Here is a 12,518-nt window from a genome sequence, read left to right as displayed (position 1 = left end):
GAATATACCTTTATTTATTTTCTAATTGAATTAATCCTCATATTTTTAATATCGGGTAAAATTGAATTTGACTTTGTATTAATTATCTCATTGTTTTTACAACTCTATCTTTCAGTTCTAGTATTGGGTAATATTTATAGAGTTATAATAATAATCTTTAATACATCAGTTAGTGCTTTGATTGAATATGTAGTTATTATATCTCTCACGAGTACTTGTTTCTATTTAGTATATTTTGACTTAATCGACATTTCTAAACTGATTTTCGTAACAAGTAATTACACTATATCGATTTATAATATCCCTACTGTTATTGATTTGTCTGTTGTAATTATCTCTTTGATCTTATCGATCGCGTTAAAAGTATGCATATTTAAATTGAAGGAGGAGAAGAATGATTGAGCTAAAAAATGTAAGTAAAGCATTTAAAAATAATCAAGTAATTGATGATGTAACAATAAAGTTTCAAAATGGTATAATTTATTGCATTAGAGGAAAAAATGGTTGTGGGAAGACCGTCTTACTGAAGCTTATTGCATCACTAATGACCCCTACAAGTGGTGAAATAGTTTTTGATGAAAATATTAATGAGTTTGGTGTAATTATTGAAAGTCCAATCTTTTGGCCAGATCGAACGGGCTTTGAAACACTTGAATATCTATCCTCATTTAGAAAGAAAATAACAAAATCTGATATACAAAAATATTTACAAATTGTAGGACTAGATGACGTGAAAAATAAAAAAGTTCGCAAGTATTCGCTAGGAATGAAACAAAGATTGGCAATTGCTCAAGCCTTAATGGAAGAACCTTCGATAATTCTACTTGATGAGCCTACAAATAGTTTAGATGATGATGGTATAGAGATGCTTAAGAGACAACTATTGTTAGAAAAACAGAAGAATAAAGTAATAATTTTAGTCACGCACAATATTGAAGATATAGAATCAATTGTTGATGAAATATATGTTTTATCTAATGGGAAACTGAGTTGATCACATGAAAAAGATATGTTACCTAATAATTGTATTAACAACAAGTTTTTCTATTATATTAGCAATCAACACAAAGAACTCCTTTGTAGATATTGTAAACCTTGATAGTGCCATGTCATCTAATCCTATTGTCGAATTTTCAGGTGATGATATTTATGAACATTTTTTTGTTAAAGTTAATTCCTTAGATGATTTATTAAGTAATGCTGAATTTGTATTGAGAGTTACACCTACTGAATTCGCAGAGCAAAGAGCCTATAGTTACATACGTGAATGTAATGTTTTAGATAGCTACAAAGGAAATACTTTAGACCAAATATATATTTATGAGCCAAATTATTTTACTGGTTTAAATAGATATACATCTGGATCTGGGTACATTCAAATGAAAATAGGAGAAGAATATATTGTGTTTTTGAATAATGTTGATAGAGATCAGAAAAGTTTAAACAAAGAATTTATTAATGGGTATGCTTATGTCAATAAAGGATTATCAAAATTTGCTATTAGTGATGAACCTGAATCTATAAAACTATTACAAGAAAATATTGAATATCGTTTTAATGATATTAGTGACTATGAATATATAAGTTTTGAAAACGAAAGAATAGAGTTGTATATACAAATCAAAAAAGAGATTATGGAATTAGTGGATTACTAAATTTTGTTTTTCTCAGTATCATATTTTTTGAAATTTTAAATTAATAGTTAATTTAGATTTCTAAATATAATCAATATTACAGTAATTCACATGAATTAATACCAATATTCTAACTAACTTCTCTCGGTATAATATACTGTTATAAATATAATAGAGTTCTATAAAATATTCTTTCAATAATAACAAATGAACGGTATAATGTTATTGTATTTATGAATATGAAAAGAGGGATATTTTGGAAAAGTGTTCGAATTTTGAACTGGAAATACTAAAACTTGTGTGGTCACTTAAGCAACCAATTGACTCCGTTAATCTACACAGAGCAATAAGAACTGCTTTTGATGAAAATATGAGTGAAGCAAAGATTTCCGTTTATATAAACCGAATGGTAAAGAAAGAAGTATTAATTCAATCGACTGCAAAGGGAAAATATTGTACATATATTGCTATTGATAAAGATGAATACCAAAAATTTATTGTAAATCGCGAAGTAATCAAAAACATGGGCAAATCTGTTGAAGAATTAGTTGTTGCTCTAATAGGAAAAGAAGCGAATGAAAATTCGTTGGATGAAGTTGATAAAATGATTAAACTTCTTTCGAAGAAAATATGAATTTCATTTTCTATAATTTGATTTTTTATAATATTATTTGCTCGATAATTTATATTATACTTCACTTTTTCGCAGAAAAACAATTTTGGATTTATCCAAAATACATAATTATTATCATTAAGTATACTGTGCTATTTTCAGCGATTCCCTTTTGGATGTTATTATTAGCTACTTATACTTCACTAAATAGACAAATAAATTTAATTGTATCTGGAATGGAGGATACAAATAGTATTTTAATTATGTCAAATTTTTCTCTTAACCAGTTATTTAGCCGTGATTTTTATTGGGTTAGCATAATTGTTATCATTATTTGGTTTCTAGGTTTTGTAATAATAGCAATTAAGAAATTAAGAGAAAAAAATGAAATGCTACATTTTCTTAAAATACATATGGAACAAGACAAAAAACTTTCAAAGCAATTTGAAAAAATATCCAAACGACTAAGTATCAAAAAGAAAATTAATGTATATCTATGCCCTTATGTGCCTTCACCTTGTTTAATTAAATGCAAGGATTACATAATTTTAACTCCAATTCTTGGAGAGTCTTCAAAGGATACTTATTATTTTTTATTACATGAAGCATTTCACTTTAAAAGTCGCGATTTAATCTATTTAAAAGTCATTGAATTCTTGAAGACACTGTTTTGGTTTAATCCATTTATCAACAAATTATATAGCCTATATTCTTCATTTGCAGAGATAGTTTGTGATGAAAAAATAGTCTCTTCTAATGAAAATGTAAAGTTGAATTACATGGTAGCTATTAAAAATGCATTAAGCTATTCAATTAAAATTAAAAATGAATATCCAACCATGAATCTAGTAAATAAAAATCATAATGAATTAATAAGGAGAATAAATTATATGATGAATTTTAAAGGTAATTTAAAAACGAAGATTTTGTCTATCATTTTAATGTTATCATTTTTTCTGGTTATGCCAATAACTGTTTATGCGGGAACTGTCGTCTTAAATAGAAGCGCAGGAATTATGATGAACCAAGTACGAGAGGCGACTTTTGAAGTGGTCGATAAAGAAATAATTATTTCAGATATTAAAGATTTGCAAGAAGAACCGTATATTAAAGATCTAAATACGAATAAATTGACAATTATGCCCAGAGGATATAACTCTGTAGATATTTCACTAAATAAGTCAGAAAAAAGCTATTTATATTCAATAAAGTTATCTTCTTCTGAGTATCTTTCTGTGAATTTAACATCTAGTTCTAGTGCAACGTTTAAATTTTTAGCCTGTAAAGATGGTAGTATTTCATGTAAAGTAGTATATGCATCTAATGGGCGTATTAATCAAGATCTATCTGGATTTAATGGATCAAGTTATTCAATTTATATCGAGAATACATCTAATTCATCAAACACTATCCGAGGATATATTGAGAACTATACAAAATAGGAAAATAATAATATCAAATTTGTGTCGAAATGTTACTATATTAGTTATACGATCAAAGCGATAAAGGATATCAACCAACTGACTGTATTCAATTTTTAAAATTTAATCGAAAAATTGAGAATGAGTGAAAAATAATTTATAAAATATAAAATAAGATTAGCAAAATCGCGGCAAATAAAATTCTCTACTTCTCAACAACATTTTATTATTTAAGTTTTTTATTTTGAAGAGTTAGTGTAAAAACTAACTCTTTTTACATTATTTATGAAAAATTTACAAAATGACTTGCATTAAATTTACATTTGGGTTAAACTATGTTCATTCTTAGGGAGGAAAAAAGGATGAAAGAGTTTAAAAACAACGAAGATTTAGAGATGTTTCAAGTAGAAGATGATGTTAAGGAATATGGAAGTTTAGCTGAATTGCTAAATGACAATTCAAACACAAAATCTATGGAAAACCAAACTTTCAACAGTTTGAGTTCACTTCTTTCTGCCCGACGAAGCTTCTAAGAAAATAAAAACTAAGCCAATTCAAAAATTTTGAATTGGCTTTTAAATACTTAATTTTGATTTTTTGATAAGAAAGATACTTTTTCAGCAATTATTTCTGCGTTATAGTACGTTACTTCATTATTAGCATTGTGAACATTAGCTTGTAAGCGACCACGTACACCAATAATTGCACCAACTGAAGCAAAAGCAATTGTGTCTTCTGCTATACCACGCCACAAAGTAATACTAAATGTATCATATTCATATTCTCCATTGGAATTACGGAACCCCCTTTCTACATCAAGTAATAGAGTTGCGGTTGATGTACCATTGGGAGTTTTCTTGACTACTGGTAATTCTTTAACTTTTCCTACAAGGACACATTGATTTAACATAACTTCCTCTCTTTCTAAAATAAGTATACGAAAGGAAAAATAATAAATAAAAAAGACATAATCGTAACCTTGAATGTTAGGTACAAATATGTCTAAAAGCAAAATTTGTTTTTTATAAATTAATTATCAGATTTAATAATAGTTTTAGAATAATTATTAAATTGAAGTTCATTGCAAATGTTTTTACAATCTTCTACTGTTATATTTTTTATTAACTCAATCGTATCAAACATACTAACTTCCGTTATTTCGTTTCTAAAGTATTGGACTGTAATGTTGTCAGGTTGATTGAATACAGCAAAACTTTCACCAAGTGAACGGTTTTTTAATTGTAATAAAGCTTCTTTTGAAATACCTTTCTCTTTAATTTTTTCACATTCTTCAAGTACAAACTTTTCAAATTCTTTATCATCAGTACCTTCATCAAAAAATAGTGCTAATGAATAATCTTTGGAGAAATCTGTTTCATAATCAAAGTATGGTGATATCTTATGTTCTGTTAACCATGTTTGATATTCAGGATTCATTGATGTGAAATGACTTTCAAACATAAATCTAAAAGCCCAATCTCGTTTAACACGTTCTACCGGATTATCATCAGTAATATTGAATTTAAAACCAATGCATGATTTTTGGTTATTTACATCCATTTTGATTGTTTTAAATTCTTGATAGACGTTTGTTGGTTCATTTTCAAAATATCTGTTTATTTCTTTATATTTAGGAAATGTTTTAGTGTTTTGATTCTTCTTGATTAATTCAATAATATATTCAGGATCATTAGGAGTAACAGCGATAAGTGTCATCTTAGCAGGATGATAATTTAAGGAATAGCATTTTTCTAAATCATTTTTAGTAATTTTATAAACAGAATCAACAGTACCACCAATGTCATTTTTAATCGGATGATTTGAATACATTGATTTAAATGTTTCAAATATTAAACGACTATCTGGCATTTCTAAATACATATTCAATTCTTGCGCAATGATTCCTTTTTCTTTTTCAACAGAAGCTTCTGTAATATTTAGATTTTGTACGAAGTCTAATAGTAAGTTTAGCGGCTTTTCAATATTTTCATCACTTGTATCAAAATAGTATACTGTTTCATTGTATGAAGTAAAGGCGTTAACATTTGCACCCATACTAGCATATTCATTCATAACATCACCTTCTTCTGATTCGAATAATTTATGTTCTAGAAAGTGAGCAATGCCTTCTGGAAATTGAATAATATCACCATCAATTGTCTTTTGTGTTGAATCTAAGCTTCCATAGGGAGTAGCAAATAAACATGATGTAGTTGCGAATTCTGGTTTATGCCATATAACAATTTTTAACCCATTGTCACAAATATCAGTATACACAGCTTCATTTAATTGATTATTCATTTTCTTCATGTTGTGCCTCCTGCATTAAACAATAAAATAATTTTGGTTCAACGTTTTTGAATGCTTCAATACAATCTTCTTTAGTAAGATGTTTAATAGCTTCTATAACGTTATTTATTTCAACTGTATCATTTAGTAATATACGACGATAATCAAGGGTTAGGATTGATTTTTGTGAGTCTTGACTTGAACGTAATACATTTAAGTACATCTTACGTGTTGTCTCAAATAATTCATCACTTAAATCACCATTTTGAATGCGTTTTAATTGTTCAAGTACAAGCGATTTAACAGTTTCATAATTATTACCATCAATTGCAGTAGATACACTAATTAATCCGTCATAGTTATCTAAACGTGAGGAGATGGAATAACATAAACTACGTTTTTCTCTTATCTCTTGAAATAAGTATGAGGATGGAAAAGCTCCAAAGATACCGTTTGCTAATAACATTGCTGGATAACTAGAATCAAGCATTGTTTGATTAGTTGTAAACATGATAATCATTCTTGTTTGCGATATCGCTTTATGTTCTATGATTTCGTTAGTGGTGTCACGTGTATTTAAATCCAATACATCAGTATAACTATTCTTAGCTTTAAAATTAAAAATAGTAGTTAAATAGTTTAATATAACACTTTCATCAAAATCACCTAATACAAAGATATCAAGTGCATCCTCATTTATTAATTGATTATACGCGTCAACAACATCTTTATTAGTTGTATTTTGGATTTCTTCAATAGTAGGTAGTGCTTTACTAGCTTGTGATTGATTGAAATGACGTTTTGCTTGATTACTTGCATGACTACCAGGTTGATCATGATATGAATTAATCACAAGAATTAAGCGTTCTTTCATTTCGTTAAACAAGGTTTCATCAAAAAATCCATTTACTAATCTAGGACGATAAATGAATTGATATAGAAGATATAATTGCTTATCAAGTAAATCTTCATCTACAAGTTTTCCATTCAATGTTGAGACTCTAAACTCAATGACATCTAATTTACCAATAACATCTCCAGATGCTTTGAAATTAGTACCATAACATGTATCTAAATAACGAGTAACGGCATCCTTTGTTGGTAAATCAAGACATGTATCGCTCAATATTTGTGTTAAAAAGGCTCTTGCTGATCGTTTGATATTTGATAGATTATTTCGGAAACGAAAAGAAATAGTAATATCATTAAATTTCGTTGTTTGATGTAAATGACAATTTATATTTTTTTCTAAAACAATAGTTTTCATGGTATACCTCCATGAGTAAGTATATCTTATTTGTCATCATTTCGCATCCCTATGACTTTAATTATTAGTTTAAAAAGTTTATAATAAGACAAACGAGGGATAAAATTATGAAAAGTAAAAAACCATGTTTAGTAGTCATTGATATGATTAATGGCTTTGTTTTTGAAGGGTCATTAAGTGATAAGTCAATTGATAAGATATCAAACAATATTGAAACCTTAATACAAGACTTTATCAAAAAGGGATATCCAATTATTAATTTTAGAGATTCACATCCAGCAAATGCAAATGAATTTAATGCATTTCCTAGTCATTGCTTAGAAAATTCTAGTGAATCAGAAATGATTCATCAATTAAAACCATATGAAAAAGAGATGATTACATTACTAAAGAATTCTACAAATGGATTCATGCAACCCATGTTTTTAGATACATTTAAAAATCTTGATTGTGATGAATATATTTGTGTAGGTTGTTGTACTGATATTTGTGTATTGCAATTTAGTCTATCATTACAAAGTTATATTAATCAAAATGATTTACCAGTTACTGTAACTGTTATTGATGATTGTGTGGAGACATTCAATTTACCAGGACATGATCAAAAAGAATTTGGGCAAATGGCATTAGCGATTATGCAGGGTGCTGGAATAAGAAGAGTATCATCTTTAAGGGAGCTATAAAATGAATATTAAAGAATACATGTTAATGACAGATTTTTATGAATACACAATGTCATATGCTTACTTTAAACAAAACAAACATCAAGAAATTGCTTATTTTGATATGTTTATACGTAAGATACCTGATGGTGGGGGATTTCTTATCTTCAATGGCTTGCATCGTTTTATGGAATTTGTTAAGAATTTTAAGTTTGATGATGAGTGTGTAGAATATTTACGTAAAACAAATTACTTTGATGAAGAATTTTTAGCATATCTAAAAGATATGAAGCTAAATGTGGATGTTTGGTCGGTGAAGGAAGGTACACCAGTATTTGCTAATGAGCCATTAGTTACAATTAGAGGTACATTGATTCAAGCACAAATACTTGAAACTATTTTATTACTTTGTATTAACTATGCAACGTTAGTTACTACCAAAGCATATCGTATTACGCGTGCTGCTCAGGGTAGAGGAGTTCTTGAAATGGGCTCTCGTCGTGCACATGGACTAGATGCTGCAATTGAGGGAGCTAGAGCGGCTTATATTGCTGGTTGTACAGCAACTGCTTGTACTGCATCAGGAGAAAAATATAGTGTTCCAGTTACGGGTACAATCGCTCATAGTTATATTCAATTACATGATACAGAACTAGATGCTTTTATGAGTTATGCTGAGGTTACTCCTACTAATTGTGTTTTACTAGTTGATACTTATGATACATTACATTCAGGTATTCCTAATGCAATTAAAGTAGCTAAAGAATATTTAATTCCTAAAGGATATCGTTTAAAAGGTATTCGTATTGATTCTGGTGACTTAGCGTATCTATCAAAGAAAGCACGTAAAATGCTAGATGCAGAAGGATTAGAAGACTGTAAGATTATTGTTTCTAATTCACTAGATGAATATATTATTGATGATTTAATTGTTCAAAATGCTCAAATTGATTCTTTTGGAGTAGGTGAAAATTTAATTACTGCAAAGAGTACTCCGGTTATTGGTGGGGTATATAAAGTTGTTGCGAATGAAAAAGATGGTGAAATTATACCTAAGATTAAAATTAGTGGAAATGTTGAAAAAGTGACTAATCCAGGTTTTAAGAAAGTTATTCGTTTCTATGATAATGATACCAATCAAGCAATTGCTGATATCTTGGCACTAAAAGATGAAGTGATTGATAAGGATCAGTATTTATTGTTTGATCCAGCATCTCCTTGGAAACAAAAGCGTATTACAAATTATCACTATATTGAACTTCAAGTACCTATCTTTGTAAATGGTGAATGCGTTTATGATGCACCTGATACTGAAGGGGTTAAACAATATTGTATTGAACAAATGGATACTTTATGGGAAGAAGTGAAACGTTTACGCTTTCCACATCGTTATTATGTTGATTATTCTAAGAAATTATTTGATTTAAAGAATGATTTAATTAAACAAAATACGGTTGAAATCTAAGATGAATAATGGAAGGACCCGAATTCTGTGGTAAACAGGAAAAGGTCCTTTTAAACTGTTTTTTGCAATGTTCACATAAAGTTCAAGTTCATGTCATTTTCATTTCACAATAATTAAGTATATTATTAACGTACAAAGGAGGACTTCAAAATATGTTTGAATCAAAAAATGATAAGCTCATTAATTCAGTTTGGAATGAAACTGAAAAACAGGATGAGCAAAAAATAAATGAAACAAGTAGTGAAACAGAAGAGATTAAAATGGAAAGTGTGCCTAATAGTGAGCCACCAAAGAAAGAACCTAAATCACATGGAACAGCTAAGATATTAATATCAGCAGCTTTAGTGGGTGCTACATTTGGATTTGGTGGAGGATATCTAGCAAATCAATTCACATCACCTAGAAGCGTAATTGTTCAAAATAGTTCATCTAATATCGCAAATACTGGATCAACAACAGATGGGTTGTCAGTACAACAAGTCATTGAAAATACTTCTCCAAGTGTTGTGGAAATTAGAACTGAAACGGTATCTTCTGGATTTATGTTACAAGAATATGTATCTGAGGGTGCAGGTTCTGGTGTAATTCTAACAAATGATGGTTATATCGTAACAAACAATCATGTTATTAATGGTGCAGGATCAATTAATGTAACGCTTCATGATGGTACTACACATACAGCTGAATTAATTGGTACGGATAGTACAACGGACTTAGCGGTTCTTAAGATTGCGGCAACTGATCTAAGTGCTGCTGTTATTGGAAATTCTGATAACCTAAAAGTAGGAGACACTGTTATCGCTATTGGTAATCCATTAGGAACACTTGGTGGATCTGCAACTGATGGTATTATAAGTGCATTAAATCGAGAAATCACAATAGATAATGAAACAATGAATCTATTACAAACAAATGCAGCAGTTAATCCAGGTAATTCTGGTGGTGGATTATTCAATGCTAATGGTGAATTAGTAGGTATTGTAAATGCTAAATCATCTGGTAATGATGTTGAGGGTTTAGGGTTCGCTATTCCAGCAAATGATGTTGTTGAGGTTGCGGATCAATTAATCAACAATGGATATGTATCAAATCGTGCAACGATGGGTGTGTACTTATCTGAAGTAACACAAGGTAATGGAAACTATGCTCCAGGATTATATATTACTGAGGTAATTGAAGATACAGGTGCTCAAAAAGCAGGACTTGAAGCTTATGATCGTATTATCTTTGTAGATGATACAGAGATTACAAGTTATAGTGATTTAAAGAAAATCATTCGTGATAAGAATGTCGGTGATACGATTCAAATTACAGTTGTTCGTGATGGTAAACAAATTGTTGCGGATGTAACTCTTAGTGAAGCAAAACAATAAAGTTTAAACGAAATAAAGCTGATGCAAAAAATGCGTCAGCTTTTCTTTGTTTTGTGGTATCATATTGGGGAAAGGCGTTGATATTATGGCATTTGATTCACTAAGTAATAGACTTAATAAAGCTTTACGTGATTTATCAGGTAAAGGAAGACTTACCGAAAAAAATATGGAGGAAATGCTAAAAGAAGTGCGTGTTGCATTACTTGAGGCAGATGTTAATTATAAAATCGTAAAAGATTTTTTAGTGCGTGTTAAAGAAAAATCATTAGGAACTGATGTGCTTGAAGCAGTAGATCCATCAAGTATGGTTGTTAAAATTGTACATGATGAAATTGTTGATTTACTAGGTAGTCAAGAAGTTGGACTTAATTATAAGGATGATGGTATTACTGTTGTCATGATGGTTGGGTTACAAGGTACAGGTAAAACAACTTCAATCGCAAAAGTAGCGAATTTAGTTAAAAAGAAACAAAATCGTAATCCGTTATTGGTTGCAGCTGATATAATTCGTCCTGCTGCTATTGAACAATTACAAACATTAGGTAAATCAATTGATGTTGAGGTATTTACTAAAGGTGTAGAAACATCAGCAGTAGATACTGTACGTTTAGCAATGGATTATGCTAAAGAAAAAGGATATGATACAGTTTTCATCGATACTGCAGGACGCCTACATATTGATGAAGAATTGATGAATGAGTTAAAAGAGATTGAATCATTAGTTCATCCACAAGATATTTTATTAACTGTTGATGCAATGACAGGGCAAGATATTGTTCAAGTAGCAAATTCATTCCATGACTTATTAAATGTTACTGGATTAGTTGTTACTAAATTTGATGGGGATTCAAGAGGTGGGGGAGTACTTTCGGTACGTTCTATTACCCAAGTTCCTGTAAAATTTGTTGGACAAGGTGAAAAGATTGAAGATTTAGAATTATTCTATCCTGATCGTATGGCAGATCGTATTCTTGGAATGGGTGATATTGTTACCCTAGTTGAACAAGCACAAGAAAAGATGGACTTAGAAGAATCTGAGGCGGCTGCTAAACGATTGATGGAAGGAAACTTTACAATGGATGATATGTTGGTTCAATTTGAACAAATATCTAAGATGGGACCATTAGGTGGAATCTTGAAGATGTTGCCAGGTATGAATCAATACGCTGATATGATTAATGAAGCTGATGCTGAAAAGGGTATGAAGTTACAAAAAGCGATTATCCAAAGTATGACTAAAGAAGAAAGAGAAGATCCATCAATTTTAAACAATAGACGTAAAAATAGAATTGCGAAGGGTAGTGGTACTTCGGTTCAAGAAGTTTCAAAGGTTGTTAACCAATTTGAAAAAATGTCTAAGTTAATGAAACAAATGGGTTCTATGTCAAAAGCAGGTAAGATGCCTAACTTTGGCGGAATGTTTGGTAAAAAATAATTTTAAAGGTGTTAAGTAAAAATACTTGACACCTTTGTTTGTTTACTATATTATTATGAAGGTAAAACAAGGAGGAAATCACAATGGCAGTTAAATTACGTTTAAAGAGAATGGGTGCAAAGAAGGCTCCTTTCTATAGAATTGTTGCAGCAGATTCACGTTTCCCAAGAGATGGACGCGATATCGAAACAATCGGTTTTTATAACCCTACAACTCAACCAGCTACAGTAAAATTAGATACTGAATTAGCAATGAAATGGTTAAGTGTTGGAGCTCAACCTTCAGATACAGTTCGTAATATCTTATCCAAAGAAGGTGTTATGAAAACTTTCCATGAATCAAAGAAAAGCGCAAAATAG

13 protein-coding genes are annotated in these 12,518 nt (G+C 29.8%); 10 read left to right on the top strand and 3 right to left on the bottom strand.

The genetic code is table 11. The features are described 5' to 3' along the window. The first annotated feature begins 394 nt into the window (after positions 1-394). From RR430_RS02115 to RR430_RS02095, 5 genes are all read left to right on the top strand, one after another. A complete protein-coding gene (locus RR430_RS02115) occupies positions 395-994 on the top strand; it encodes an ABC transporter ATP-binding protein (protein WP_332487787.1) in 600 nt (199 codons plus the stop codon). 4 nt (positions 995-998) lie between these two features. Next, positions 999-1,655 carry a hypothetical protein gene (locus RR430_RS02110; protein ID WP_332487785.1) on the top strand — a complete coding sequence of 219 codons (657 nt, stop codon included), beginning with the start codon at positions 999-1,001 and terminating at the stop codon, positions 1,653-1,655. A gap of 235 nt (positions 1,656-1,890) precedes the next feature. Beyond that, a complete protein-coding gene (locus RR430_RS02105) occupies positions 1,891-2,268 on the top strand; it encodes a BlaI/MecI/CopY family transcriptional regulator (protein ID WP_332487783.1) in 378 nt (125 codons plus the stop codon). Further along, the gene (locus tag RR430_RS02100; RefSeq protein ID WP_332487782.1) at positions 2,265-3,689 is read left to right on the top strand and encodes a M56 family metallopeptidase; all 1,425 of its coding nucleotides are present in this window, start codon (positions 2,265-2,267) and stop codon (positions 3,687-3,689) included. The genes RR430_RS02105 and RR430_RS02100 overlap by 4 nt, the downstream gene beginning before the upstream one ends. A 341-nt stretch (positions 3,690-4,030) precedes the next feature. After that, positions 4,031-4,201 carry a hypothetical protein gene (locus RR430_RS02095; RefSeq protein ID WP_332487781.1) on the top strand — a complete coding sequence of 57 codons (171 nt, stop codon included), beginning with the start codon at positions 4,031-4,033 and terminating at the stop codon, positions 4,199-4,201. 50 nt (positions 4,202-4,251) lie between these two features. Here the strand turns inward: RR430_RS02095 and RR430_RS02090 are convergent, their stop codons facing one another. The 3 genes from RR430_RS02090 to yfmF all read right to left on the bottom strand — a co-directional run bounded on the left by RR430_RS02090 (position 4,252) and on the right by yfmF (position 7,224). After that, complete coding sequence (locus tag RR430_RS02090; protein WP_332487780.1) at positions 4,252-4,578, bottom strand: single-stranded DNA-binding protein; 327 nt, start codon at positions 4,576-4,578, stop codon at positions 4,252-4,254. Between the two features lie 119 nt (positions 4,579-4,697). Further along, positions 4,698-5,978: an EF-P 5-aminopentanol modification-associated protein YfmH gene (yfmH, locus tag RR430_RS02085; protein ID WP_332487778.1), complete on the bottom strand. Its 1,281-nt coding sequence runs from the start codon at positions 5,976-5,978 to the stop codon at positions 4,698-4,700. Beyond that, positions 5,962-7,224, bottom strand: coding sequence for an EF-P 5-aminopentanol modification-associated protein YfmF (gene yfmF, locus RR430_RS02080; protein WP_332508594.1), 1,263 nt, complete (start codon positions 7,222-7,224; stop codon positions 5,962-5,964). The genes yfmH and yfmF overlap by 17 nt, the downstream gene beginning before the upstream one ends. A gap of 107 nt (positions 7,225-7,331) precedes the next feature. On the opposite strand from yfmF, the gene RR430_RS02075 reads away from it, so the two are divergent. The 5 genes from RR430_RS02075 to rpsP all read left to right on the top strand — a co-directional run bounded on the left by RR430_RS02075 (position 7,332) and on the right by rpsP (position 12,518). Continuing rightward, a complete protein-coding gene (locus tag RR430_RS02075; RefSeq protein ID WP_332487774.1) occupies positions 7,332-7,907 on the top strand; it encodes a cysteine hydrolase family protein in 576 nt (191 codons plus the stop codon). Position 7,908: 1 nt separating this feature from the next. Then, a complete protein-coding gene (locus RR430_RS02070) occupies positions 7,909-9,351 on the top strand; it encodes a nicotinate phosphoribosyltransferase (RefSeq protein ID WP_332487772.1) in 1,443 nt (480 codons plus the stop codon). A gap of 152 nt (positions 9,352-9,503) precedes the next feature. Further along, positions 9,504-10,724 (top strand): S1C family serine protease, encoded by a 1,221-nt coding sequence (locus tag RR430_RS02065; RefSeq protein WP_332487770.1) that lies wholly within the window; start codon positions 9,504-9,506, stop codon positions 10,722-10,724. 85 nt (positions 10,725-10,809) lie between these two features. Next, positions 10,810-12,159, top strand: a complete 1,350-nt coding sequence (gene ffh / locus RR430_RS02060; RefSeq protein ID WP_332487768.1) for a signal recognition particle protein — start codon at positions 10,810-10,812, stop codon at positions 12,157-12,159. 83 nt (positions 12,160-12,242) lie between these two features. Beyond that, on the top strand, positions 12,243-12,518 hold the full coding sequence (gene rpsP / locus RR430_RS02055) for a 30S ribosomal protein S16 (RefSeq protein ID WP_332487766.1): 276 nt from the start codon (positions 12,243-12,245) through the stop codon (positions 12,516-12,518).

The sequence above is a fragment of the Anaerorhabdus sp. genome, assembly GCF_036641015.1.
In the GTDB taxonomy this organism is placed as follows: domain Bacteria; phylum Bacillota_I; class Bacilli_A; order Erysipelotrichales; family Erysipelotrichaceae; genus Anaerorhabdus.
Note: the sequence above shows the minus strand (reverse complement) of the source record. Positions and strands in the feature narration are given on the sequence as shown.